Source organism: Neorhizobium sp. DAR64862/K0K3 (assembly GCF_050500185.1).
Lineage (GTDB): Bacteria > Pseudomonadota > Alphaproteobacteria > Rhizobiales > Rhizobiaceae > Neorhizobium > Neorhizobium soli.
The window spans coordinates 3,277,489-3,302,056 of record NZ_CP191449.1; the positions used below are offsets into that span (position 1 = coordinate 3,277,489).

Sequence of the window (24,568 nt, forward strand, 5' to 3'; positions counted from 1 at the left end):
AACTAGAGGAGAACATGGGAATGACTGAAATTCAAAAGACCGCGAAGGGACTTTCGCGCCGCTCGCTGCTGAAGACCGCATCTGCCGCTGCCGGCCTTGCTGCCGGTTCGGGGGCCATTACCGGCTTCCCGACCATCTGGGCGCAGAACCCGATCACGATCCGCCAGTTCGGTACCGGCGTTTCAAACCTCAATGCGATTGCCGAAAAGTGCAAGGCGGATCTCGGCATCACGCTCGAGATGACCGCAACCGACTCGGATGCCGCTGCCCAGCGCGCCGTCACGCAGCCGAACTCCTACGACATTGCCGACATCGAATACTGGATCCTCAAGAAGGTCTATCCGGCAGGCGTCATCCAGCCGATGGATGTGAAGAAGCTGAAATATTACGACAAAGTCGTGCCGCTGTTCAAGAACGGCAAGCTGAAGCCGGACAGCGTGATCGCCCAGGGCACGGCGCCGCATACGGTCGGCTTCGTCGAAAAGGCGGGCGACAAGAAGTTCGCCAAGGAAGAGACCCAGTGGTTCACCATGATGCCGACGATCTACAATGCCGATACGCTCGGCATTCGTCCGGATCTGGTCGGCCGTGAGATCACGACCTGGGCCGATATCATGGACCCGAAGTTCAAGGGCAAGACGTCGATCCTGAACATTCCGTCGATCGGCATCATGGATGCCGCGATGATCATGGAAGCCATGGGCAACATCAAGTATGCCGACAAGGGCAACATGACCAAGGCCGAGATCGATGCGACCATCGATTTCCTGATCAAGGCCAAGCAGGCGGGCCAGTTCCGCGCCTTCTGGAAGTCGTTCGACGAAAGCGTCAACCTGATGTCGTCGGGCGAAGTCATCATCCAGTCGATGTGGTCGCCAGCCGTTGCCGCCGTCCGCTCCAAGGGCATCGCCTGCAAATATCAGCCGCTCAAGGAAGGCTATCGCTCGTGGGGCGGCGGTCTCGGTCTTGCCGCGCATCTTTCCGGCGCCAAGCTCGATGCGGTCTATGAATATATCAACTGGTACACATCCGGTTGGGTCGGTGCCTACCTCAACCGCCAGGGTTACTATTCCGCTGCCATGGACACCGCCAAGGAACACATGTCGGCCGACGAATGGGGCTACTGGATCGAAGGCAAGGCAGCCCAGGGCGATATCGTCGCGCCCGATGGCAAGGTCATGGAAAAGGCCGGTGCCGTGCGCGATGGCGGCTCCTTCGAGGAACGCATGGGCCATGTCGCCTGCTGGAACTCCGTGATGGACGAGGACCGCTACATGGTTCGCCGCTGGAACGAATTCATCGCGGCCTAACGGCAGGTACGACATGTTCCCTCCCCCTTGTGGGGAGGGTTAGGGAGGGGCCTTTCTTCAAAACCCCTCCCGGCCTGCCGGCCACCCTCCCCACGAGGGGGAGGGGGACTTGCGGAACCGCTCCATCTTTCGACGAAGGCAGGAAACACCGATGGCGACGATCACATCCGCGGACGCGGTGAAACCGGAAATGCCCAAAGCCCGCAGCTTTCGCATCCCGCTCGGCCTCGTCTCCTACCTGCAGGCGACGCCGCTGACGCTGATCCTTGGGTTCTTCCTGGCGCTTCCGATCCTGATGATCGTGATCGTCAGTTTCTGGGATTACGACTTCGCCCAGATGTATCCCGATTTTTTGACCATGAACTATGCGGAAACGCTCGGATCCTGGGTCACCTGGAAGACCTATCTCAACACGCTGAAATTTGCGGCCATCGTCTGGGCGATCACGCTGTTCGTCGGTTTCTGGGTCGCCTATTTCCTCGCTTTCCACATTCGCACCTCGGCGATGCAGATGGTGCTGTTTCTGGTCTGCACGGTGCCGTTCCTGACATCCAACATTATCAGGATGATTTCGTGGATCCCGGTTCTCGGGCGAAACGGGTTGATCAACAGCGCGCTCGTCAGTGCCGGCATCGTGCCGGAGCCGATCCAGTGGCTGCTCTATTCGGATTTCGCCGTCGTGCTTGCCATGGTGCATCTCTACACGCTGTTCATGGTGACGCCGATCTTCAACACGCTGATGCGGATCGACAAGTCGCTGGTCGAAGCGGCGCGTGATGCCGGCGCCACGTCCTTTCAGATCCTCACCAATGTCATCATTCCGCTTGCCAAGCCCGGCATGGCGATCGGCACGATCTTCGTGGTGACGCTGGTGATGGCCGACTTTTCCACCGTGCAGGTCATGTCCGGCGGCCAGAGCGCTTCGGTGGCGCTGATGATGAAGAACCAGATGTCGTTGCTGCAATATCCGGCTGCCGCCGCCAACGCGGTGGTTCTCCTGGTCCTCGTTCTCTTGATGGTCGCGGGCATCCTGCGCATCGTCGATATCCGCAAAGAACTGTGAAGATGGGGGAGCTTTGAGATGCACAGCGACAAGCGCGGCCGCGAATTCTATTTCCTCGCCCTATTCTTCGCCATCTTCGTGCTGTTTCTATACGGGCCGCTGTCGGCGGTGCTGATCCTGTCGTTCCAGGGACCGAATGGCGGCCTGACATTTCCGTTGAACGGCGTCTCCACCCGCTGGTTCGTCAACCTGTTCGAGACCCAGGCGGTCGGCGATTTCGGCGGCTCGTTCCGCCGCTCCACAGCGCTCGGGGTGATGGTGATGATCGTCACCGTCGTCGTGGCACTTCTGGCTGGTCTTGCCTTTCGCCGGAAGTTTGCCGGTGCGACTGCCCTCTTTTATCTGGCGGTCGCAAGTCTCGTCGTTCCGTCGATCATCGTCTCCCTCGGCATTGGCGTCGTTTTCCAGCAGTTCGGGTTCGAACCGTCCTGGTACACGTCGGCCTTCGGCGCGCATCTCACCTGGACCCTGCCGTTCGGCGTGCTGATCATGTTTGCCGTGTTCAACCGCTTTTCGCCGGCCTATGAAGAGGCTGCGCGCGATCTCGGCGCCTCGTCCTGGCAGACGTTTTCCAACGTCGTGCTGCCGATGATCGCGCCCAGCCTGATCGGCGTCGGGCTGTTCGGGTTCACGCTTTCCTATGACGAGTTTGCTCGCACGCTGATGACGGCTGGCACGTACAATACGCTGCCGCTCGAGATCTACGGCATGACCACCAATGTCACGACGCCGGTGCTCTATGCGCTGGGGACGGTGACGACGGTGTTCTCGTTCCTGGTCATTGCCGGGACGCTCGGCTTGATCGTCTATATCAACCGTCGCCGCCTGCGGAGCTGATCCCACACGATGCGCATTCTGATCGTCAATCCCAATACCACCGCCAGCATGACTGCGACCGTGGCTGACAGCGCCGCCCGTGTTGCCAATTCCGATACGCAGATCCACGCCGTCACATCGTCCATGGGGCCGGTGTCGATCGAGGGGTACTACGACGAGGTGTTTGCGGTACCCGGCCTTTTGGTCGAGCTTGCCAAGGGCGAAAAGGCGGGTGCCGACGCGGCGATCATCGCCTGTTTCGATGATACGGGGCTCGATGCAGCCCGGGCTCTCGCAAATATCCCTGTTATCGGCATCTGCGAAGCGGCGGTCTCTGCGACAGCCTTTATCGCGCAACGCTTTACCATCGTGACGACCATGGAGCGCTCACGCCTGCCGCTCGAACATCTCGTCCATCGCTATGGCATGTCTGGCCGCTGCAAGGTGCGGGCCGCCGATATCCCGGTTCTGTCGCTGGAAGATCCGACATCCAACGCGCGCGAGCGCCTTCGCTTAGAAATCGCGCTAGCCTTGAAGGAAGACAAGGCCGAGGCGATCGTGCTCGGTTGCGCCGGCATGGCAGACCTCACCGCAGAGCTGCGGGCCGAATTCGGGGTGCCAGTCGTGGATGGTGTCGCGGCTGCCGTCAAACAGGCGGAAATGCTGGTGGCACTCGGCCTGTCGACAGCTAAAAACGGCGCCTATGCGACGCCGGTCAACAAGCTGTATGCGGGGCTTCTCGAGGGTTTTGCGCCTAGCAGGCTTGCGACGCGATGACAGGCTCAGCCGTCATCCGGACGCTGGCACTTTCGGAGCTTGAATGCCTTCTCGACTGGGCGAGAGCGGAAGGCTGGAACCCCGGGCTTGCCGATGCGGCGGCCTTTCATGCGGCGGATCCCGAGGGGTTCATCGGCTGTTTCGTCAATGGCGTACTAGCAGCGGGCATCTCCGCTGTGCGATACGGCCATGACTTCGGGTTTATCGGCCTCTATATCGCAAATCCCGATTTTCGCGGGCAGGGTATGGGCCGGCGTGTATGGGATGCTGGCATGGCCCATCTGGAGGGACGCACGATCGGTCTCGATGGCGTTGCGGAGCAACAGCAGAATTATCGCAGCATGGGGTTCGAGCCGTTCTACGAGAGTATACGCTGGAGTGGCCGCCTCAAAGGTACCGCCGTTGCCGGCGTGACCGATGTCAACGTTGGTAATTTGCCGGCTATCATCCACTACGATGGCAGCGTCTTCCCGCAAGTCCGCAAGGCGTTTCTTTCCGAGTGGCTGAAGCCGCCGAGGTCGACGAAGGTCCTGATCGATGATGGAGAGATCAGAGGATATGGCGTCTGCCGCAAATGTAGCGACGGGTTCAAGATCGGTCCGCTTTTCGCCGAGGGTGCGACCGAAGCCGTCACGCTACTGCAAAGCCTCGTCGCGGAAACCGGAGGCGAGACCGTGCATATCGATGTGCCGGCGCCGCAGCAGGAATTTTCGGACTATCTTTCAGAAGCCGGATTCCAAAAAGGTTTTACGACAGCCCGAATGTATCGCGGCTTGCCGCCGTCAGCGCAGACATCCGATGTCTTCGGGGTCACGACGTTGGAACTCGGGTAGAATCTGGGAAGCGCAGCTCGGCGGTCTTGTTGCCTGGCACGTTCTCCGCAGCATCCAGCGACGTGCGGATGCGGATTTTGCCGACGTCGATCACATGACGCATCGCCGACATCGCCTTTTGCGGATCGCGGGACGCGATGGCATGGGCGATGCGCAGATGGTTGGAGGCGACTTCGTCGATCATTTCCGGCGACGCGGCCGGTGACGACAGCTGGAAGGAAATCGCCAGTGCCGCCTCGATCAAAGCGCTTGCCGAACGCATGAACGGATTGCCGGACATGCGGGCGATGGCCAGATGGAATTCGAGATCCACGTTGGCGATTGATTCCGGCGTGTGGTTGAGATTGTCGAATTTGGCAGCGATCGCGTAAAGCGAAACGATGTCATCGCTCGTTGCCCTCAAAGCCGCCGCCGCCGCCGCTGCCGGCTCAAGCGCGGTGCGCATTTCGGCCAGATGCTCGATGAACTCGTAGTCGAGGCTCGTCTCGAAACGCCAACTCAAGACATCCGCGTCGAAGAAATTCCAGCTTGAACTGTCGAGGACGCGGGTACCGACCTTCGCCTTGGCTTCGACCAGCCGCTTGGCAGACAGCGTCTTCATCGCCTCGCGCAACACCGTGCGCGATACGCCGAACCGTGCGGAAAGCTCGGTGTCGCCGGGCAGGAGAGAGCCTTCGGGGAACGTGCCGGAAACGATCCCGCGGCCAAGCCCAGCGACCACCGTTGCGTGGTTGCTACGGCGCTTTCGCCCGTTAATCGTCGTTTCCAGCAAACTCAAACTAGATCTCCTTAAGCCGACTCTCGGCCAATCGCCGGTTTGAATACCAGATGATACCGCGCTGCAACACAATGAACACGAAAAGGAGGATGCCGATGACGATCTTCGTCCACCAGGACGACAGGGTTCCGTCGAATACGATGTAGGTCTGGATCAGTCCCTGGATAAGAATGCCGACGAATGTGCCGGCCACAAGTCCGACGCCGCCGGTCAAAAGCGTTCCGCCAATCACGACAGCCGCAATCGCATCGAGTTCGACGCCGACGGTCGCCAGCGAATAACCGGACGAGGTATAAAGCGTGTATGCGATGCCGGCCAAGCCCGACAGGAAGCCGGACAGAGCATAGATGCCGATCGTCGTGGAGCCAACCGGAACCCCCATCAGTTCCGCCGACTGGATATTGCCGCCGATCGCATAGACATTCGCGCCGAACCGCGTCCTTCCGGCAATGAACCCGCCAATGATGAAGACGAGCAGCATCAAGATCGCAAGCGCCGTCAGTCGCCCGCCGCCTGGAAAGCGGAAGTAGAAGCCCTGGATCGCGTCGATCATCTCGTGGCTGATCGGTACCGACGCCGTGGAAATCAGGTAGGCGGCGCCGCGTGCCAGAAACATGCCGGCCAACGTCACGACGAAAGGCGGAATGCCGAGATAGCGGATCATCGCCCCCATCAGACTGCCGAACAGGGTGGAGATGACGAGAACGGCTAAGAAGGCAGTCAGCGGGTGCAGGCCGAGCGAGCCGACGGCCACGGCCACGAACACGCTCGTGAAGGCGATCACCGAGCCGATCGAGAGATCGATGCCGCCTGACAGAATGACGAAGGTCATGCCGACAGCGGCGATGCCGAGAAACGCATTGTCTGTCAGCAGATTGCCGATCACCCTCGTCGACAGCATGTTTGGAAACTGCAGGATGCAGAGCCCGTAGGCTATAACGAAGATGGCAAGCGTCGTGACGAAGGGAAGGTTGCGGGTGTGGATCATCTTGCCGCTCCTTCAACCTTGGAAACCGGGTTCTTGCTGGCTTTCGGCTGCGACCTCAAGAAGCCAAGCATGGTGATGACGGCGGGTGATTGCAGTGTCAGCACGATGATGATGATGCCGGCCTTGATGATGAGGTTGAATTCCGGCGGGAAGCCGGAAACGAGAATGCCGGTGTTGATCGACTGGATGATCAGCGCGCCGATCAGCGACGCGGTGATCGAGAAGCGCCCGCCGTTCAGCGACGTGCCGCCGATCACAACCGCGAGGATTGCGTCGAGTTCGAGCCAGAGGCCGGCATTGTTGGCATCGGCGCCGCGGATATCGGCGGTCACGATCAGCCCGGCGACTGCGGCACACAGGCCCGAGATCGCATAGACGAAGAACAGCAGGAAGCGGGCCTTCACACCGGCAAGCGTTGCGGCACGGCGGTTGATGCCGGTCGCCTCGATCAGGAAGCCGAGCGCCGAGCGGCGGACCAGCAGGCCGACGAGAAGGCCGGTGCCGAGCCAGAGAAAGATCGGGATCGGAATGCCGGCGAAGGAACCGGATCCGAGCGCCGAAAACGTGTCGTCATTGAAGGTGAGGATGACGCCCTCTGTGATCAGCTGGGCAATCCCGCGTCCCGCCACCATCAGGATCAGCGTTGCGATGATCGGCTGGATATCGAGGAGGGCAACAAGAATGCCATTCCAGAGACCGCAGACGAGGCCGATGCCGAGCGATACGACGATGACGACGGGGATCGGATATCCATCGGCGATCAGCGTTGCGGCAACGGCGCCGCAGATGGCGATGACGGCGCCGATCGAAAGGTCGATCCCGCGGGTCGCTATGACGAGCGTCATGCCGATAGTCAGAAGGGCCACCGGTGCGGCGCGCACCAGAATGTCGATCAGGCTGCCGTAGACGCGGCCGTTCTGGACAGAGATCGTCAGGAAGCCGGGCGCGATCGCCGTGATCATGCCGAGGATGATCGCAAGCGCGATCAGCTGCGGCGCAAGTCGCTTGAGGCGACGGGTTATCGGGTTCATCAGGCGGCCTCCGTCCGGTTCGGTGCGGCAATCGCCTGCATGATACTGTCGGCATTGACGTCGCTGCCGGTGAGTTCCGCCACGTGGCGGCGGTCGGAAAGAACAATGACCCGGTGGGCGATCGCCGTCAGTTCCTCCAGTTCGGAGGAAATCACAACAAGCGACATGCCTTCGGCACATAGCCGCTCGATCATTTTCAGGATTTCCGCGTGAGCGCCGATATCGATGCCGCGGGTCGGTTCGTCGAGGATCAGAAGGCGTGGTTCCGTCGCCAGCCAGCGGGCGAGGATCGCCTTCTGCTGGTTGCCGCCGGAGAGGAATTTGATCGGCCGCTGGGCATCCGCGGGGCGAATGTCCAAGGATTTGATAAACCCTTCAGCCAGAGCCTGGCGCTCACGCGACGAAATCGGTTTTGCCCAGCCCTGACGGGCCTGCAGTGCCAAGGCGATGTTGTCGGCCACGGACAGATCGCCGATGATCCCGTCCGTCTTTCGTTCTTCCGGGCAAAAGCCAAACCCGTTGGAGATGGCCGCGACCGGCGAGGAGAGGGCAATCTCATTGCCGTCGATGCTGGCTGTACCGCTGTCGGCACGGTCGATGCCGAAAAGGAGGAAGGCCGTTTCGCTGCGGCCCGACCCAAGCAATCCGGCGATGCCGACGACTTCGCCCGGTCGGATGTCGAGATTGAAGGGGGCGACGCTGCCGCGTTTTCCGTAGCCGGCAAAGCGAATGGGTGCCTCGCCGGTCGGGGCAACGGTTTCTTCGTGGGCCTGATGTTCACGGGTAATGTCCTGCAGCTCACGGCCGAGCATCATCGAGATGAGTTCGAGACGCGGCAGGTCGGCCAGCGCGCGGCTGCCGACCAGTGTGCCATTGCGCAACACGGTGACCCGGTCGGCCACCGCATAGACCTGGTTCAGGAAGTGGGTGATGATGATGATGCCGAGACCCTGTTCGCGCAGCCGGCGCAGCACGACGAACAGCATTTCGACTTCCTGGCTGTCGAGACTTGCTGTCGGTTCGTCGAGAACAAGCACCTTGCCGGAAAGATCGACGGCACGGGCAATCGCGACGATCTGGCGGATCGCGACGGAATAGGAGGAGAGAAGCGCATCGACGTCGATATCGAGGCCGTATCTCGCTAGAAGCGCTTTCGCGCGGCGACGCATCTCGCGGCGGTCGATGAACCCGAAGCGGCTTGGCTGGCGACCGAGGAACAGGTTTTCGGCCACCGTGAGATTTTCGAGAAGATTGACTTCCTGATAGACAGTGCCGATGCCGAGCGCCTGCGCTTCCGCGACGTTGGCCGGAGTCACGTCATGGCCATCCAGCCGCATCTCGCCGCGGTCACGCGTGTAGACACCTGTCAGGATCTTGATCAACGTGGATTTGCCGGCGCCATTTTCACCAAGCAGCGCATGGATCTCGCCCCGCTGCAGCGTGAAGTCCACGCCCTCGAGCGCGGTGACGCCGAGAAAGGATTTGCCGACGCCCCTTGCTTCCATGAGCGGATCATCGAGACGTTCCCGGTTTGTGGCGGAGAACGAATTTTCTGAGGAAGTCTGTATGTCTGTCATGCTCCAGCCCGCATAAGTGGAGGCCGGGACAGCTCTTGAAGAAGCTGCCCCGGTTGAAAACTGCCCGGCTCGGTCGAGAGCTAGATCGGGCGGCGGGAGATCAGTAGCCGAGGCCCTTCTTGGCTTCGTACACCTTCATCGGGTCATCAGAAGCCGTGTACAGCTTCGATTCTGTCTGGATCCACTTTGGTGGTTCCTTCTTGTCCTTCAGGTAGGCTTCGAGTGCGTCGAGCGCGGGGCCTGCCATGTTCGGCGTGAGCTCCACAGTCGCGTTTGCTTCACCCTTCGACATAGCCTGGAAAATATCCGGAACGGCGTCGATCGAGACGACCTTGATGTCGGTGCCCGGCTTCAGCCCGGCTTCCTTGATGGCCTGGATCGCGCCGACGGCCATGTCGTCATTATGAGCGTAAACGGCGCAAATGCCCTTGCCGCCGCCTTCTGCCTTGATGAAGCTTTCCATGACTTCCTTACCCTTGGTGCGGGTAAAGTCACCGGTCTGCGAACGCGCGATCTTGATGTTCGAATGCGAGGCAATAGCCTGTTCGAAACCCTTCTTGCGGTTGATGGCAGGTGAGGAACCGGTGGTTCCCTGCAGTTCCACGACCTTGCAGTCCTTGGAGCCGACATCCTTCACCAGCCAGTCGCCTGCAACCTTGCCTTCAAAGGTCTGGTCAGAGGTGACGGCCGTCAGGTAGAGATCTTTCGGTGCATCGATTTCGCGGTCGAGAAGGATGACAGGGATCTTTTCTTCCTTGGCTTCCTTCAGGACTGCGTCCCAGCCGGTGGCAACGACAGGTGCGATCAGGATCGCATCGACGCCCTGGGCGATAAAGCCGCGGATTGCCTTGATCTGGTTTTCCTGCTTCTGCTGCGCATCGGCAAACTTGAGGGTGATGCCGCGCTTTTCGGCCTGCTGCTTCGTCACTGTCGTTTCGGCAGCGCGCCAGCCGGATTCAGATCCGATCTGCGAGAAGCCGATTGTCAGGGATTTTGCGGAAACGCTCGAAGCCAGGCATGCGGTAACAACGGCGGTAGCCGCCCATAGTGCTCTCTTCATCTTAAATCCTCCCAGAGATGATAAGAAAACTGACGGTCGAAGGTTTGGCATATAATCATACTTTTGCAAGACGCAAAATTGCGAAAAATCACGCTTTCGAAACGCGATTTTGCGAGATCCTCATTTATCTATATGATTCCACTCGCTATTTAGAATTCTCCCTTGTTTACGATGATGGCACTCTGAAGCCATCTCGTTCTTGACAGTACGTCCCGTTATCCAATAGTCGTATTAATGACGCATCGGATCGTGATCTGATGGGAGGGGTTGGCGCGGTTTCGGGAGACACTGCGCTTCAATATTATCAGACTTATCGGATGGCAGGGCATATGTTGCGAATTCTTCAGGTTGCGAGCTTGTCTGGCGATGTTCAGGTTGTCGCCTGGAGCGGAGATACTCCGCGCGTCGTCAATGGCGTTTCCTCAACCTACGAGCTTGCCCAGAAGGCCATTGCAGCAGGCCTGAGTCTGGCGCAGCAGATCGAAGCACTCGGGCTTGGTGATGAAGTCGACCTCGACGTTGCCGCGCAGAGCGGACGTTTTGGTCTGCCGGTCTCGCATCCCGATCCAGCCCATTTCATCGTTGCCGGCACCGGCCTCACGCATCTCGGTTCCGCCGATGGTCGCGACAAGATGCACAAGGCAGCGCAGTCGGAAGAAAAGCCGACCGATTCCATGCGCATGTTCCTGATGGGCGTCGAGGGCGGCAAGCCGAAGGACGGCGAAGTCGGTGCTCAGCCGGAATGGTTCTACAAGGGCAATGGAACGCAGCTGCGCGCAACCGGCGAAGATCTCGTTTCTCCCTCGTTCGCGCTTGATGGCGGCGAGGAGCCGGAACTGGCGGCGATCTATCTGATCGGCCCCGACGGCACGCCGTTCCGCCTCGGCTTCTGTCTCTCCAACGAATTTTCCGATCACGTGACCGAGAAGGGCAACTATCTCTGGCTTGCCCATTCCAAGCTGCGCCAGGCAGCGCTCGGACCGGAACTTCTGGTCGGCGAGCTGCCTGATCATGTCGAAGGCACGTCGCGCATCCGTCGTGGTGACGAGGTGATCTTCGAAAAGCCGTTCCTGTCGGGCGAAGCGAACATGTCGCACTCGATCGCCAACCTCGAATACCACAATTTCAAATACGACCTGTTCCGCCAGCCGGGCGATCTGCATGTCCATTTTTTCGGCACGGCGACGCTGTCGGTCTCGCATGGCATCAAGACCGAAGCCGGCGATGTGTTCGAGATCGATGCGGCGCCGTTCAAGCTTCCGCTCGTGAACCGTCTGGCTGTGGCAGCGGAAACGCCTGTCGCGATCAAGGCGCTCTGAGGTGGCCATGACCCCCATTCGTCTCGCTATCGTCGGACTTGGCAAGATTGCCAGGGACCAGCATCTCGGCGCAATCGAAGCGACCGACGGGATCGATCTCGTCGCAGTCGCCAGCCGCAACGCCTCGCTCGAAAATGTCGCGTGTTTTGCCGATATTCACGAGCTGCTGGCCTCCGGCGTCGAAATCGACGCCGTCTCTCTCTGTACGCCGCCCCAGGGCCGGTTCGAGCAGGCAAAGGCGGCGCTTGAAGCCGGCAAGCATGTAATGCTCGAAAAGCCGCCGGGCGCAACGCTTTCGGAAGTCTTTGCGCTGGAAACGCTGGCGAGGGAAAAAGGCCTCAGCCTGTTTGCAACATGGCATTCCCGCGCTGCCGCGGCTGTCGAGCCTGCACGGGCGCTGATGGCCGAGCGGACGCTGAAAAGCGTTTCGGTCGAGTGGAAGGAAGATGTTCGCCACTGGCATCCGGGTCAGGCGTGGATCTGGGAGCCGGGCGGTCTCGGCGTTTTCGATCCCGGCATCAATGCTCTGTCGATCGTCACGCGGATCATGCCCGAAACGTTTCATCTCGTGCGCTCCGAACTGACCTTCCCGGCCAATCGTGCCGCGCCGATCGCTGCAAGCCTTGCCTTCGAAACGAAAAGCGGCTTGCCTGTGGCGGCCGAATTCGACTGGCGTCAGACGGGGCCGCAGACCTGGGACATCCGGGTCGAGACCGAAGAGGGCACGATCGTCCTCACCCACGGCGGCAGCCGCCTGATCGTCGACGGCGAGGCGCAGATCGTCGAGGAAGATCGCGAATATCGCAATCTGTATCGGGATTTCGTGGCGCTCGTCACCAAGGGTGACAGCGATACGGATTTCTCACCGCTGGTGCATGTGGCGGATGCCTTCATGCTTGGCCGGCGCATTGAAACTGAAGCATTCGAGGACTGAAGATGAGCAATTCGGAAAACGCGCCCTCAAGTGAAATCGCCGAAACCGGAGAGCGCCGCCAGGACGCGCGCAGACTGCGGTCGCGCGCCTGGTTCGACAATCCTGACAATGTCGACATGACCGCGCTCTATCTCGAGCGCTACATGAACTTCGGTCTCAGCCAGGCCGAACTTCAGTCGGACCGGCCGATCATCGGCATCGCCCAGACCGGTTCGGACCTGTCGCCGTGCAACCGCCACCACCTCGAGCTTGCCAACCGTCTGCGCGAAGGTATTCGCGAAGCGGGCGGCATCGCCATCGAATTTCCGGTGCATCCGATCCAGGAAACCGGCAAGCGCCCGACCGCGGGCCTTGACCGCAACCTAGCCTATCTCGGCCTTGTCGAAGTTCTCTACGGTTACCCGCTCGATGGCGTCGTGCTGACGATCGGCTGCGACAAGACCACGCCAGCCTGTCTTATGGCTGCTGCCACCGTCAACATTCCAGCCATCGCCCTGTCGGTCGGCCCGATGCTGAACGGCTGGTTCCGCGGTGAACGCACCGGTTCCGGGACGATCGTCTGGAAGGCACGCGAACTTCTGGCCAAGGGCGAGATCGATTACGCGGGCTTTGTGAAGCTTGTCGCGTCTTCGGCACCATCCACCGGCTATTGCAACACAATGGGCACGGCAACGACGATGAATTCGCTGGCCGAAGCGCTGGGCATGCAGCTGCCGGGTTCGGCCGCCATCCCGGCTCCTTACCGTGACCGCCAGGAAGTCTCGTATCTCACTGGCCTTCGCATCGTCGAAATGGTCAGGGAAGACCTGAAGCCTTCCGACATCCTGACCAAGGACGCTTTCATCAACGCTATCCGCGTCAACTCGGCGATCGGCGGCTCGACCAATGCGCCGATCCACTTGAACGCGCTCGCCCGCCATACCGGCGTGGAACTGACGGTCGACGACTGGCAGACCTATGGCGAGGAAGTGCCTCTCCTGGTCAACCTGCAGCCAGCCGGCGAATATCTCGGTGAAGACTATTACCATGCCGGCGGTGTTCCGGCTGTTGTCAACCAGCTGATGACGCAGGGCCTCATCAACGAAGATGCGATGACGGTGAACGGTAAGACGATCGGCGACAACTGTCGCGGTGCGATCATCGAGGACGACAAGGTCATCAAGCGTTACGACGAACCGCTGAAGGCACGGGCCGGCTTCCGCGTTCTGCGCGGCAACCTGTTCTCCTCGGCCATCATGAAGACCAGCGTTATCTCGCCTGAGTTCCGCGAGCGTTACCTCTCCAATCCGAACGATCCGGAAGCCTTCGAAGGCCGTGCGATCGTGTTCGACGGTCCGGAAGATTATCACCACCGCATCGACGATCCATCGCTCGAGATCGACGAGCATTCGGTTCTCTTCATGCGCGGTGCCGGTCCGATCGGTTATCCGGGCGCTGCCGAAGTCGTCAACATGCGCGCTCCCGATTACCTTCTGAAGCGGGGTATCAGCTCGCTCGCCTGCATCGGTGATGGACGCCAGTCCGGCACGTCGGGCAGCCCGTCGATCCTCAACGCGTCTCCGGAAGCGGCAGCAGGTGGTGGTCTTGCACTTTTGAAGACCGGCGACCGTGTGCGCATCGATCTCGGTCGCGGCGAAGCCAACATCCTGATTTCGGATGATGAGCTTGCACAACGTCGAAGCACTCTGGACGCCGAGGGCGGCTATCGCTATCCGAAGCACCAGACGCCGTGGCAGGAAATCCAGCGCGGCATCGTCGGGCAGATGGAAACCGGCGCGGTTCTCGAACCGGCTGTCAAATACCAGCGCATTGCGCAGACCGAAGGTCTGCCGCGCGACAATCACTGACCTGAAAAAGGTCGTGAGGGGAGGCGGGGAGCCTCTCCCGGATAATACGGCAGCTTAATTGTGAGCTGCTTGAAACGGAGGAGTTACTTATGAAAATTTTGAAACTCATGACCACGGTTGCAATTTTCGCAGGTGTCGCGCTCGCGTCGCCTGTGTTTGCTGCAGACAAGGGTCTCGTCGGCGTCGCGATGCCGACCAAGTCTTCTGCCCGCTGGATCGCCGATGGCGACAACATGGTCAAGGTTCTGAAAGAACGTGGCTATGACGTGGACCTTCAGTACGCTGAAGACGATATCCCGAACCAGCTGTCGCAGATTGAAAACATGGTCACCAAGGGTGCCAAGGTTCTCGTGATTGCATCGATCGACGGCACGACACTGTCCGACGTTCTGCAGCAGGCTGCCGATCAGAAGATCAAGGTCATTGCCTATGACCGCCTGATCCGCGAAACACCGAATGTCGACTATTACGCGACCTTCGACAACTTCCAGGTCGGCGTTCAGCAGGCAACCTCGCTGGTAAAGGGTCTCAAGGCCGATACCGAAAAGGGCCCGTTCAACATCGAACTGTTCGGCGGTTCGCCGGACGACAACAACGCCTTCTTCTTCTATAACGGTGCGATGAGCGTCCTTCAGCCGCTGATCGACAAGGGCACGCTCAAGGTCGGCTCCGGCCAGACCGGCATGGACAAGGTCGCGACCCTTCGTTGGGATCCGGCAACTGCCCAGTCTCGCATGGACGCCATCCTGTCCTCGACCTATTCCGACAAGAAGCTGAACGGCGTTCTGTCTCCCTATGACGGTATCTCGCTCGGCATCATCTCGTCGCTGAAGGGCGTCGGCTACGGTTCCGGCGACATGCCGATGCCGATCGTCTCCGGTCAGGATGCGGAAGTGCCTTCGGTCAAGTCGATCATCGCCGGCGAACAGTATTCGACGATCTACAAGGACACGCGCGAACTCGCGAAGGTCACCGTAGACATGGTCGATGCTGCCATGAACGGCAAGGAACCGGTTGTCACCGACACCAAGACCTATGACAACGGCAAGAAGGTCGTTCCGTCCTACCTGCTCAAGCCAGTTGTCGTCGACAAGACGAACTGGAAGGTCCTCGTCGATACCGGCTACTACCAGGAATCGCAGCTCAAGTAAGTCTCTGGCCGCGCGGCGCAAGCGTCGCGCGGCTTCCTATTCCAGGAGTTCTCATGCTTGATCCTGTATTGTCGGCGGATAAACCGCCTATTTTGGAAATGCGCGGCATTTCAAAAAGTTTTGGCGCCGTTAAGGCGCTTTCGGACGTGAGCTTTACCGTCAAGGAAGGCGAGATTCACGCCCTTGTCGGCGAAAACGGTGCCGGCAAGTCGACGCTGATGAAGGTGCTTTCGGGCGTGTACCCGCATGGTTCCTACGAAGGCTCGATCCTGTTCGACGGCGAGGAACGCCACTTCCGCGACATCAACGATTCCGAAAAGCTCGGTATCATCATCATTCACCAGGAGCTCGCGCTCATCCCGCTGATGTCGATTGCCGAGAACATCTTTCTCGCGAACGCGCCATCCAAGTACGGAGTGATCGACCGCGATGCTCGCTACATCCGCACGAAGGCCCTGCTCGCCAAGGTCGGTCTCGTTGCCGAGGTGCCCGAAACCCTCATCACCAACCTCGGTGTCGGCAAGCAGCAGCTGGTCGAGATCGCCAAGGCACTCTCCAAGGACGTGCGCCTGCTGATCCTCGACGAGCCGACCGCTTCGCTCAACGAAACCGACAGCGCAGCCCTGCTCGAACTCCTCAAGGAATTCCGCCGCAACGGCATTACCTCGATCATGATCAGCCACAAGCTGAACGAGATCTCGGAAGTTGCTGATCGCATCACCGTGCTGCGCGACGGACGCACCGTCGGCACGCTCGACTGTCACGAAGGCCCGGTCGACGAGGACGAGATCGTCCGCCGCATGGTCGATCGCGATCTCGAAAGCCGTTACCCGAAGCGCGAGCCGAAGATCGGCGAGGTGATCTTCGAGGTCGACGACTGGTCCGTCCACCATCCGCAGCATTCGAACCGCAAGGTGGTCAAGAACGTGTCCATGAAGGTCCGGGCCGGCGAAGTCGTCGGCATTTCCGGCCTGATGGGATCCGGCCGCACCGAGTTCGCGATGAGCGTGTTCGGTCGCGCCTATGGCCGCGATATTTCCGGCACCGTGAAGATCCATGGCAAACCTGCGGATACCTCGGACGTGCACCGGGCGATCAAGGCGGGCCTCGCCTATGTCACCGAAGACCGCAAGCATCTCGGGCTGATCCTGTCTGAGGACATCCGCAAGAATGTCTCGCTCGCGCACCTGGGCGGCGTTTCGTCACGCGGCGTGATCGACGACATCCGCGAAATGAAGGTTGCCCAGGAATTCCGCGACCGTATGCGGATCCGCAGCCATAACGTCTACCAGGAAACCGGCAAGCTTTCCGGCGGCAACCAGCAAAAGGTCGTGCTGTCCAAATGGCTGTTCACCAACCCGGACATCCTGATCCTGGACGAACCCACACGCGGCATCGATGTCGGCGCCAAGTACGAAATCTATTCCATCATCAACGAACTTGCGGATGCCGGTAAGGCAGTCATCGTGATCTCGTCCGAAATGCCCGAGCTCATCGGCATCTGCGACAGGATCATGGTCATGCACGAGGGCGAATTTGTCGGCGAAGTCGCCGGCGAAGAGGCAACGCAGGAAAATATCATGCGCGCTATCATGCGCCGCAAGGGGAGATAATTATGAGCACTCCGCAGGAAGCAATTACCGCTCCCAAGGCGGCGACAGGTTTCTGGAAGGAAAATCTTCGTGACTACGGGATGCTGATCTCGCTGGTCGTGATCGTCATCTTCTTCCAGGTCGCAACGGGGGGCGTTCTGCTGAAGCCGCTCAACATCACCAACATTGTTCTCCAGAACAGCTATATCGTCATCATGGCGCTCGGCATGCTGATGGTGATCGTGACCGGCCACATCGACCTTTCGGTCGGTTCGGTCGCCGGTTTCGTCGGCGCGGTCGCGGCGATGCTGATGGTGCAGTACAGCTTCGACTTTGTCACGGCGAGCATCATCTGCCTCGTGCTCGGTGGCGTGATCGGCGCAATGCAGGGCTATTTCGTCGCCTATTTCAGGATTCCGTCCTTCATCGTGACGCTTGCCGGCATGCTGGTCTTCCGCGGGTTCATGATCGCGGTCCTTAGCGGCCGGTCGATCGGTCCCTTCGATCCGACCTTCCAGAAGCTTTCTTCCGGCTTCATCCCGGAACTGATCTCCTCGACGGGCGGCCTTTATCTGACGTCCTTCATCATCGGCCTGGTACTGGCAGCCCTGATGGTCTGGCAGAACTTCAGAAGCCGCGCACGGCGTGTCGAGCATGGCGTCGAATCCGAGCCGATGGCTTTCTTTATCGGCAAGAACATCCTTGTCATGGCTGCCATCGGCTATGTCGCCTACCTGATCTCGTCGCACCGCGGCCTGCCCAACGTGCTGATCATCATGGCCGTGCTGATCGTCGCCTACGGCTTCTTCACCAACCGCACGATCATCGGACGGCAGATCTATGCGGTCGGTGGCAATGCCCGCGCAGCCGAACTGTCGGGCATCAAGACCGTACGTCTGGTGTTCTGGACCTTCGTCAACATGGGTGTGCTGGCAGCGCTTGGCGGCCTCGTCGTTGCCGCTCGCCTCAACAGCGCGACCCCGAAGGCCGGCACGGGCTTCGAGCTCGACGTCATCGCGGCCTGCTTCATCGGCGGCGCCTCGGCTTACGGCGGCGTTGGTAAGGTCACGGGTGCCGTCATCGGCGCCTTCCTGATGGGCGTGATGAACAACGGCATGTCGATCCTCGGAATCGGCATCGACTATCAGCAGGTCATCAAGGGTCTGGTTCTGCTCGGCGCCGTCTGCGTCGACGTTTACAACCAGCGCCGTTGAGCCCTCATCACAGAGAGACAGCGAAAGGCGGGAGCTTCAGCTTCCGCCTTTTTTATTGCGACGCGGATGCGCTAAACCCTTATTGAAAGTAGGCGAGCGCCTACGTAATGAGGGCGGCAACACAGACATATTATTGCCGCGATCGGGTCGCCTTAGCTGCCCGGCTCGTTCGGGGAGAAATCCCCGGCAATGCTTCAACAACCGGCATGACCATTGATGTCCACAGATCAGCAGAAGACCGGCCTCCGCGAGACGTTTGAGAACTATCGCGGCTATCTCGTTCCCTTCATCATCCTCGTGGTCTTCGGCTTCACGACGTTTGCGATCTACGATCTGACTACCGAAGTCAGTTATGACGACGTGCTTGCAGCGCTTGCTGCCACGAAGGCATCGTCCATCCTTCTCGCGATCTTCTTCACCGCGCTGAGTTTCGTTGCGCTGACCGGTTACGACCTCAACGCACTCTCCTATATCGGCAAGAAGCTGCCACCGGTGCCGGTCGCGATGACCGCGTTCAGCGCCTATGCGGTTGGCAACACAGCCGGTTTCGGTGCCTTGAGCGGCGGCGCGATCCGATTCCGCGGTTACTCGCGGCTGGGCCTCAGCCCCGACGACATCGGCCGCGTGATCGCCTTTGTCACGCTCGCCTTCGGGATCGGCCTGCTTGGGGTGACTGCGATCGCATCGCTTGTCACGGCGCCTCGGATCGGCAGCCTGCTCGGCATCGGCGAGGGCTGGGTGCGCGGCATTGCGGTTGCGATCATCGTGGTGCTCTCAGTGCTTGTCGTTGCCGGCTGGAATGGCCGCGAAGTGGCATTGGGCAGGCTGAAGCTGCGGCTTCCCGATACGAAAACCTCGTCGCAACAGTTCCTGATCACGGCGCTCGATATCGCAGCGTCCGCGTCGGTTCTTTACGTGCTTCTGCCGCAGACGGATATCGGCTGGCCGTCGTTCCTGGCGATCTATGCCACGGCTGTCGGTGCCGGCGTTCTCAGCCACGTTCCGGCGGGGCTGGGCGTGTTCGAGACGATCATCGTTGCGGCGCTCGGAAGCACTGTCGATATCGATCAGGTTCTCGGCAGCCTTGTTCTCTACCGGGTTATCTATCACGTGCTGCCGCTTCTGGTCGCGACGCTCTTCGTGATCGGCATGGAGGTGCAGCAGCTTTCCAACCATCCGGTCGCCTCGACGCTGCGCAAACTGGAATTCCGTCTGGCGCCCCTGCTGCTTGCCGCATTCGCGATGATCGCTGGTGCAATGCTGGTGTTTTCGGGCGTTACACCGACGCCGGATTCGGATCTGGATTTCCTCTACAACTATCTGCCGCTGCCGGTCGTTGAAGGCGCGCATTTTCTGTCCAGCATTCTCGGCATCGTTCTTTTTGCTTCGGCCCGCGGTGTGAGCCAGAGGCTCGACGGGGCGTGGTGGACGGCAACGGCCTGCACCGCGCTGGCTTTGCTGCTCGCCTTCGTGCGTGCGGTCGCGGTGTTTGAAGCGATCTTTCTGGTCATTCTGCTCGCCGGCCTGTTGCTCAGCGCCCGGCAGTTCGCGCGGCCCGCGTCGCTCCTCCGGCAGGTGCTGACGCCTGCCTGGGTCGTGGCGATGCTGGTGCTGGTGGCCGCCGCGATCACGGTGCTTCTGTTTGTCTATCGCGAGGTGGAATACAGCCGGGAGCTCTGGTGGCAGTTCGAGTTTTCCGCAGAAGCGCCGCGCGGGCTTCGTGCGATCCTGGGTGTGGCCATCGTTGCCGGCACGATTGCGATTGCCAGCCTGCTTCGGCCGGCTGCGACCCGCACGGCGCAATCCACGCCGGAGGAACTGGAGCGGGCGATCTCGATCGTCCGTCAGCAGGACGTCGCCGATGCGAATGTCGTGCGCATGGCCGACAAGCGGTTGATGTTTTCCACAAACGGCAAGGCCTTCATCATGTACGGCATCCAGGGGCGTTCCTGGATTGCCTTGTTCGATCCGGTCGGCCCGGCGGGGGAAATCCCCGAACTGGTCTGGAGCTTCGTGGAAGAAGCGAGGGCTCAGGGCGGACGGGCCGTGTTCTACCAGATTTCGCCGGCACTTCTGCCTTACTGCGCCGATGCTGGCATGCGGGCCGTCAAGCTCGGAGAACTGGCGATCGTCGATCTGGAGCGCTTCGATCTCAAGGGAAGTCGTCTTGCGGGTCTGCGTCAGGCCGTCAACAAGGGGCTTCGCGAGGGGCTCGAATTCGACGTCATCGAGCAGCCGGATGTGATGAGTTCGATCGAGGATCTGCGCCGGGTGTCCGATACCTGGCTCGCCGCCCACGAGACACGCGAGAAGACGTTTTCGCTCGGTGCCTTCCAGGATGCCTATGTGGCATCCCAGCCGGTGGCGGTGCTGCGCACGCAGGGAAAGATCGTTGCCTTTGCGACGCTGTCGCTGACCGAAACGAAGCAGGAGGCAACCGTCGACCTGATGCGGTTTGCGCCGGATGCGCCCAGAGGCTCGATGGATTTCCTGTTCGTCCGCTGCATGGAATATCTGCAGGCCGCCGGCTACCGGACCTTCAACCTCGGCATGGCGCCGCTTTCCGGCATGGCACAGAGGGAAGCCGCCCCTGTCTGGGACCGGATCGGCAGCGTGATCTTCGAACACGGCGAGCGCTTCTACAATTTCAAAGGCCTGAAGGCATTCAAAACCAAGTTTCACCCGCACTGGGAACCCCGCTATCTGGCGGTGGCAAGCGTCAGTCCTGCCATTGCGATGGTCGATGCGACGCTGCTGATTGGTGGGGGCTTGAGAGGAGTGGTCGGAAAATGATGATGCTGTCCCGAATTCTCGCCGTCGGCATTCTGCTGGCCGGTGCCGGTTTCGCCTCCGCTCAGCAGCCTGCTTCCGAGCAAACCGGTTCGCAGACGGATGACTACAAGACCGGCATGATCGTCTCGCCGCATATCACTCTGCCCGCCGACAAGGATCTGAAGGCGATGGTCTTCCTGATCTCGAAGGGCGCAGGCTGGGGTGCCGAGGAAGAAAGCCAAGCCAAGGCGCTTGTCGATCAGGGGGCGGCGGTGGTCGGTATCGATTATCCCTCCTACATTGCGTCGCTCGCCAAGGATGACGGCGATTGTATCTACATGGTCTCCGATATCGAAGACCTGTCGCAGCAGGTGCAGCGCCGGATCGGCAATGCCAGTTACCGGCATCCGATCATTGCCGGAATCGGGGATGGCGCAGCACTTGCGCTCGGCATGATCGCGCAGAGCCCGTTTGCGACAGTCTCGAAAGCCATCGCAGTCGATCCGACGGCCGGCATTCCGCTCGAAAAGGTTCTCTGCACCCCCGCGACCAAGGAAAAGGCCGGAGACCGGACGATCTACGGCTTTACCGATGGAAAGCTGCCGGCCGACGTGACGATCGGCTTGACCGATGCGGCCGATGCCGCCGGCAAGGACCACGCCACCAGCCTCAAGGCCGGTTGGCCGGATCTTGAGCTCAAGGACGTATCCGGGCCTGCAACTGAAGCGCTCGCAGATCTCCTCGACACGGCGATTGAAGGTGACGGCAATAGCGATCAACTCGATCTGCCAGTAACGGTCCTGGACACGAAACCGACACTCGACACGATGGCGGTTGTCTATTCCGGCGATGGCGGATGGCGTGATATCGACAGCGAGCTCGGCGGTTATCTGCAGGCCCAGGGTGTGCCTGTGGTCGGGGTGGATTCGCTGCGGTATTTCTGGAAGGAACGCACGCCGCAGGAAACGGCGGATGATCTCGTCAAGATCATCGACACGTACCGGCGCCAGTGGAACGTGAAAAACGTGGTGCTGATCGGCTATTCATTCGGAGCCGACATCCTGCCGGCGACCTTCAACGTCCTGCCGGCTGCGACCAAAGCGAGGGTGAAACAGATTTCGCTGCTGGCGCTGTCGAAAGAGGTCGATTTCGAGATTTCCGTTACCGGTTGGCTTGGTGTTGCCGGTGAGGGCAAGAACGGCGACAGCATTTCCGATATCGCCAAGATCGATCCGCATGTCGTGCAGTGCCTTTATGGTACCGACGAAGACGACGATCCTTGCCCGACGCTCAAACCGCAGGGTATCGAGACGGTCGGCATCGAAGGCGGACACCATTTCGATGAAGATTACGAGGGGCTTGGAAAGCTCATTCTTGAGAGCCTCCACAAGCGGCTGACCAAGTAGAAGCCGTTTTCCCGCGAAGAAATCACACTCCCGTGAGCTGGTTCGTGAGTTGGGGCTTGATTTCTGCGGCTCCCAAGATAAATCTCAGCGCACCAGGACCGGGCCCCTCTGGCAGTTCGCAGGAACTGTGATGTCGGACTGGATTGTTCAACTTCAGGTGCCTGGTGTTTGTGGGGGTCGTCACTCGACCTTGACGGCAATCGAATGGATAGCGGTGAATTTCCGTCCGTAATTCGTCGCCCCTTTCCACGACATGGGTGCTCCGTATTGAAAGATCGGGTACCAAATGATGGAATTCTTTACGCCGGAGGCACTGTCCGCCCTCGCGCAAGTAATCATGATCGACCTTGTTCTGGCGGGTGACAACGCAATCGTCATCGGCCTCGCCGCCGCCGGACTGCCCAAGGATCAGCGCGCCAAGGCGATCCTGATCGGTATCATTGCCGCCACCGTGCTGCGTATCGGTTTTGCGCTTGCCACGACCCAGCTTCTGCAGATCGTCGGCCTGCTTCTTGCCGGTGGTGTCCTGCTTCTGTGGGTCTGCTGGAAGATGTGGCGCGAGCTGCGCACCCCGCACAGCCATGAGGACGATGCCGAAAATGTCGTCTCGAAGGCCGTCGAGGAAGGCGAGAACGCGTCCGTCAGCGGTGCGCCACGCAAGACCTTCGCCCAGGCTGCCTGGCAGATCGTCATCGCCGACGTTTCCATGTCGCTCGACAACGTTCTGGCCGTTGCCGGTGCCGCACACGAACATCCCGAAGTGCTGATCTTCGGCCTCATTCTTTCGATCGCCTTGATGGGTATCGCGGCAAGCTTCATCGCCCGCCTGCTCAACAAGCATCGCTGGATTGCCTATGTCGGTCTGGTCGTCATCCTCTACGTTTCGTTGGAGATGATCTACCGCGGCGTTCTGGAAGTCATGCCTTACATCAACGGCTGAGTGCACAAGACCCTGCGGCGGTTTTTCCGCCGCGGGGTCCCTCAGGCAAAGCGGGCGCGCAGTCGCGTCAGGCTGGCCTGAACGGGCTTTGAAAGCCCAATGATCGCCCGTCTCGCGGCAGGCTCAACTGTTCTTGCGATGATCATCGCGACAGCCAACAATCCCCCAATCAACAAAGCCAGAATGGCGAAGCGATTGTCCGACGTGCCGAAATTGGCAAAGGCGGCATAGCCGATATTTTGATGCAGAAGGTAAAGCGGATAGGTCAGCCCGCCGAGCGAGATCGCGAGCCCTCTCTTGATCGGCAGTGTCGGCGCGTAGATCGCGATCGTCACGGCCGCAAGCGCCAGCGGCCCCATCGCGGCCAGGCCCGCGGTATTTCTCCCGAAACCGTACAGGGAAATGAATTCCGGCTCCGTTATGAACGGTGCAGCAATGGCCCAGCCGGCTGCGAGGCTGAGCACTGCAAAGCTTGCCCGGGAGTTTTCCAGTCGCGTCCGAAACAGCGCCAATCCGAAGGCAAAATAGCCTGAATACTGGGAGATCAGCAGTTTCTGCAGCACGACGCTTTGCAGCGCTGCCTCGTTCAGCACCGAAATGGCAAGCCAGACCGTGACGATGAGACGCCAGTGCGACTTCAAGAGGCCTGTCGCGAGAGCCACGACGATCCAGCCGTAGAAGATGATTTCGTAGGCGATCGTCCAGTATGCTCCGTCGAGGAAGGGTTGGCCGAATACGCGCGACAGGATCACGAGATGTGCCAGCCATTGCTGCATCGTCGGGGCACTGAGCGCCGGGACCGGCCAGATCGACAGGACGACGGCGGTGATGGTGGCGCAGACGACGAATGTCGGCCAAAGCCTTGCAAACCGTCCAGCGGCAAAATCAAAGGCCGATCGACCTTCTGCCGACATCATGATGACGTAGCCGGAGATGGCAAAGAAGATCAGCAGGCCGATATCGAACCACTTGGCTATCGGCGCGAGCTCCGGAAAGCCGATCCCGGCGCCTTCGCCAGTGATCTGCATGCGAAAACCGTAGTGGAAGAACAGGACGAGCAGGGCCGAGACCAGCCGGAGCAGATCGAGGTTCAAGAGCCGCACAGGCTTTGCTTCCGTCATCATAGCCTCCCGGCAACCGCAACATCGCTACAGCGTATC

Annotated in this window: 20 protein-coding genes; 14 read left to right on the forward strand and 6 right to left on the reverse strand. The window is 60.2% G+C overall.

Features of this window, described 5'->3' with window-relative positions; genetic code table 11:
* Positions 1–20 precede the first annotated feature (20 nt).
* The 5 genes from ACQY1L_RS15870 to ACQY1L_RS15890 all read left to right on the forward strand — a co-directional run bounded on the left by ACQY1L_RS15870 (position 21) and on the right by ACQY1L_RS15890 (position 4,799).
* Positions 21–1,310: an ABC transporter substrate-binding protein gene (locus tag ACQY1L_RS15870; RefSeq protein WP_062581511.1), complete on the forward strand. Its 1,290-nt coding sequence runs from the start codon at positions 21–23 to the stop codon at positions 1,308–1,310.
* A gap of 151 nt (positions 1,311–1,461) precedes the next feature.
* Entirely contained in the window at positions 1,462–2,373 is a 912-nt protein-coding gene (locus ACQY1L_RS15875) for an ABC transporter permease (RefSeq protein ID WP_430241710.1), read from the forward strand.
* 18 nt (positions 2,374–2,391) lie between these two features.
* The gene (locus ACQY1L_RS15880; RefSeq protein ID WP_113165633.1) at positions 2,392–3,210 is read left to right on the forward strand and encodes an ABC transporter permease; all 819 of its coding nucleotides are present in this window, start codon (positions 2,392–2,394) and stop codon (positions 3,208–3,210) included.
* Between the two features lie 9 nt (positions 3,211–3,219).
* Positions 3,220–3,966, forward strand: a complete 747-nt coding sequence (locus tag ACQY1L_RS15885; RefSeq protein ID WP_430241713.1) for an aspartate/glutamate racemase family protein — start codon at positions 3,220–3,222, stop codon at positions 3,964–3,966.
* The gene (locus tag ACQY1L_RS15890) at positions 3,963–4,799 is read left to right on the forward strand and encodes a GNAT family N-acetyltransferase (protein WP_209902437.1); all 837 of its coding nucleotides are present in this window, start codon (positions 3,963–3,965) and stop codon (positions 4,797–4,799) included. The genes ACQY1L_RS15885 and ACQY1L_RS15890 overlap by 4 nt, the downstream gene beginning before the upstream one ends.
* Here ACQY1L_RS15890 and ACQY1L_RS15895 read toward each other — a convergent pair.
* The 5 genes from ACQY1L_RS15895 to ytfQ form a co-directional block, all read right to left on the reverse strand.
* Positions 4,777–5,577 (reverse strand): FadR/GntR family transcriptional regulator, encoded by an 801-nt coding sequence (locus ACQY1L_RS15895; protein WP_082471960.1) that lies wholly within the window; start codon positions 5,575–5,577, stop codon positions 4,777–4,779. The genes ACQY1L_RS15890 and ACQY1L_RS15895 overlap by 23 nt on opposite strands.
* A gap of 1 nt (position 5,578) precedes the next feature.
* Complete coding sequence (gene yjfF / locus ACQY1L_RS15900; RefSeq protein ID WP_082471961.1) at positions 5,579–6,565, reverse strand: galactofuranose ABC transporter, permease protein YjfF; 987 nt, start codon at positions 6,563–6,565, stop codon at positions 5,579–5,581.
* Positions 6,562–7,596, reverse strand: a complete 1,035-nt coding sequence (locus ACQY1L_RS15905; RefSeq protein ID WP_062462101.1) for an ABC transporter permease — start codon at positions 7,594–7,596, stop codon at positions 6,562–6,564. The genes yjfF and ACQY1L_RS15905 overlap by 4 nt, the downstream gene beginning before the upstream one ends.
* Positions 7,596–9,101, reverse strand: coding sequence for a sugar ABC transporter ATP-binding protein (locus ACQY1L_RS15910; RefSeq protein ID WP_430244007.1), 1,506 nt, complete (start codon positions 9,099–9,101; stop codon positions 7,596–7,598). Before ACQY1L_RS15910 ends, ACQY1L_RS15905 begins: the two co-directional genes overlap by 1 nt.
* A gap of 172 nt (positions 9,102–9,273) precedes the next feature.
* On the reverse strand, positions 9,274–10,233 hold the full coding sequence (ytfQ, locus tag ACQY1L_RS15915) for a galactofuranose ABC transporter, galactofuranose-binding protein YtfQ (RefSeq protein WP_062581523.1): 960 nt from the start codon (positions 10,231–10,233) through the stop codon (positions 9,274–9,276).
* Positions 10,234–10,562: 329 nt separating this feature from the next.
* Here ytfQ and araD1 point away from each other — a divergent pair, with 329 nt between their 5' ends.
* The 9 genes from araD1 (at position 10,563) to ACQY1L_RS15960 (ending at position 23,408) form a co-directional block, all read left to right on the forward strand.
* Positions 10,563–11,552, forward strand: coding sequence for an AraD1 family protein (gene araD1, locus ACQY1L_RS15920; RefSeq protein WP_430241717.1), 990 nt, complete (start codon positions 10,563–10,565; stop codon positions 11,550–11,552).
* Between the two features lies 1 nt (position 11,553).
* Complete coding sequence (locus ACQY1L_RS15925) at positions 11,554–12,486, forward strand: Gfo/Idh/MocA family protein (RefSeq protein ID WP_156461874.1); 933 nt, start codon at positions 11,554–11,556, stop codon at positions 12,484–12,486.
* Positions 12,487–12,488: 2 nt separating this feature from the next.
* Entirely contained in the window at positions 12,489–14,333 is a 1,845-nt protein-coding gene (locus tag ACQY1L_RS15930; protein ID WP_430241719.1) for an IlvD/Edd family dehydratase, read from the forward strand.
* An 89-nt stretch (positions 14,334–14,422) separates the two neighbouring features.
* Positions 14,423–15,484 carry a multiple monosaccharide ABC transporter substrate-binding protein gene (chvE, locus tag ACQY1L_RS15935; protein WP_062462113.1) on the forward strand — a complete coding sequence of 354 codons (1,062 nt, stop codon included), beginning with the start codon at positions 14,423–14,425 and terminating at the stop codon, positions 15,482–15,484.
* 53 nt (positions 15,485–15,537) lie between these two features.
* A complete protein-coding gene (gene mmsA, locus ACQY1L_RS15940) occupies positions 15,538–17,097 on the forward strand; it encodes a multiple monosaccharide ABC transporter ATP-binding protein (RefSeq protein ID WP_113165639.1) in 1,560 nt (519 codons plus the stop codon).
* Positions 17,098–17,099: 2 nt separating this feature from the next.
* The gene (gene mmsB / locus ACQY1L_RS15945; RefSeq protein WP_062462120.1) at positions 17,100–18,290 is read left to right on the forward strand and encodes a multiple monosaccharide ABC transporter permease; all 1,191 of its coding nucleotides are present in this window, start codon (positions 17,100–17,102) and stop codon (positions 18,288–18,290) included.
* A gap of 216 nt (positions 18,291–18,506) precedes the next feature.
* Positions 18,507–21,083 carry a bifunctional lysylphosphatidylglycerol flippase/synthetase MprF gene (gene mprF / locus ACQY1L_RS15950; protein WP_430261896.1) on the forward strand — a complete coding sequence of 859 codons (2,577 nt, stop codon included), beginning with the start codon at positions 18,507–18,509 and terminating at the stop codon, positions 21,081–21,083.
* Entirely contained in the window at positions 21,080–22,468 is a 1,389-nt protein-coding gene (locus tag ACQY1L_RS15955; protein ID WP_274598242.1) for a virulence factor family protein, read from the forward strand. The genes mprF and ACQY1L_RS15955 overlap by 4 nt, the downstream gene beginning before the upstream one ends.
* A gap of 286 nt (positions 22,469–22,754) precedes the next feature.
* Complete coding sequence (locus ACQY1L_RS15960) at positions 22,755–23,408, forward strand: TerC family protein (RefSeq protein ID WP_062462125.1); 654 nt, start codon at positions 22,755–22,757, stop codon at positions 23,406–23,408.
* A gap of 41 nt (positions 23,409–23,449) precedes the next feature.
* On the opposite strand, the gene ACQY1L_RS15965 is transcribed toward ACQY1L_RS15960, so the two are convergent.
* The gene (locus ACQY1L_RS15965; protein WP_430261898.1) at positions 23,450–24,532 is read right to left on the reverse strand and encodes an acyltransferase family protein; all 1,083 of its coding nucleotides are present in this window, start codon (positions 24,530–24,532) and stop codon (positions 23,450–23,452) included.
* Positions 24,533–24,568 lie beyond the last annotated feature (36 nt).

What these genes read in the sequence shown, in the direction of transcription:
- ACQY1L_RS15875 (WP_430241710.1), top strand. Translation starts at nt 1,462, where the DNA reads ATGGCGACGATCACATCCGCGGACGCGGTGAAACCGGAAATGCCCAAA.
- araD1 (WP_430241717.1), top strand. Translation starts at nt 10,563, where the DNA reads ATGTTGCGAATTCTTCAGGTTGCGAGCTTGTCTGGCGATGTTCAGGTT.
- ACQY1L_RS15910 (WP_430244007.1), bottom strand. Translation starts at nt 9,101, where the DNA reads ATGGAAGCAAGGGGCGTCGGCAAATCCTTTCTCGGCGTCACCGCGCTC.
- ACQY1L_RS15885 (WP_430241713.1), top strand. Translation starts at nt 3,220, where the DNA reads ATGCGCATTCTGATCGTCAATCCCAATACCACCGCCAGCATGACTGCG.
- ACQY1L_RS15870 (WP_062581511.1), top strand. Translation starts at nt 21, where the DNA reads ATGACTGAAATTCAAAAGACCGCGAAGGGACTTTCGCGCCGCTCGCTG.
- chvE (WP_062462113.1), top strand. Translation starts at nt 14,423, where the DNA reads ATGAAAATTTTGAAACTCATGACCACGGTTGCAATTTTCGCAGGTGTC.
- ytfQ (WP_062581523.1), bottom strand. Translation starts at nt 10,233, where the DNA reads ATGAAGAGAGCACTATGGGCGGCTACCGCCGTTGTTACCGCATGCCTG.
- ACQY1L_RS15890 (WP_209902437.1), top strand. Translation starts at nt 3,963, where the DNA reads ATGACAGGCTCAGCCGTCATCCGGACGCTGGCACTTTCGGAGCTTGAA.
- ACQY1L_RS15880 (WP_113165633.1), top strand. Translation starts at nt 2,392, where the DNA reads ATGCACAGCGACAAGCGCGGCCGCGAATTCTATTTCCTCGCCCTATTC.
- ACQY1L_RS15965 (WP_430261898.1), bottom strand. Translation starts at nt 24,532, where the DNA reads ATGATGACGGAAGCAAAGCCTGTGCGGCTCTTGAACCTCGATCTGCTC.
- mmsA (WP_113165639.1), top strand. Translation starts at nt 15,538, where the DNA reads ATGCTTGATCCTGTATTGTCGGCGGATAAACCGCCTATTTTGGAAATG.
- ACQY1L_RS15960 (WP_062462125.1), top strand. Translation starts at nt 22,755, where the DNA reads ATGATGGAATTCTTTACGCCGGAGGCACTGTCCGCCCTCGCGCAAGTA.
- ACQY1L_RS15930 (WP_430241719.1), top strand. Translation starts at nt 12,489, where the DNA reads ATGAGCAATTCGGAAAACGCGCCCTCAAGTGAAATCGCCGAAACCGGA.
- ACQY1L_RS15955 (WP_274598242.1), top strand. Translation starts at nt 21,080, where the DNA reads ATGATGATGCTGTCCCGAATTCTCGCCGTCGGCATTCTGCTGGCCGGT.
- mmsB (WP_062462120.1), top strand. Translation starts at nt 17,100, where the DNA reads ATGAGCACTCCGCAGGAAGCAATTACCGCTCCCAAGGCGGCGACAGGT.
- mprF (WP_430261896.1), top strand. Translation starts at nt 18,507, where the DNA reads ATGTCCACAGATCAGCAGAAGACCGGCCTCCGCGAGACGTTTGAGAAC.
- ACQY1L_RS15905 (WP_062462101.1), bottom strand. Translation starts at nt 7,596, where the DNA reads ATGAACCCGATAACCCGTCGCCTCAAGCGACTTGCGCCGCAGCTGATC.
- yjfF (WP_082471961.1), bottom strand. Translation starts at nt 6,565, where the DNA reads ATGATCCACACCCGCAACCTTCCCTTCGTCACGACGCTTGCCATCTTC.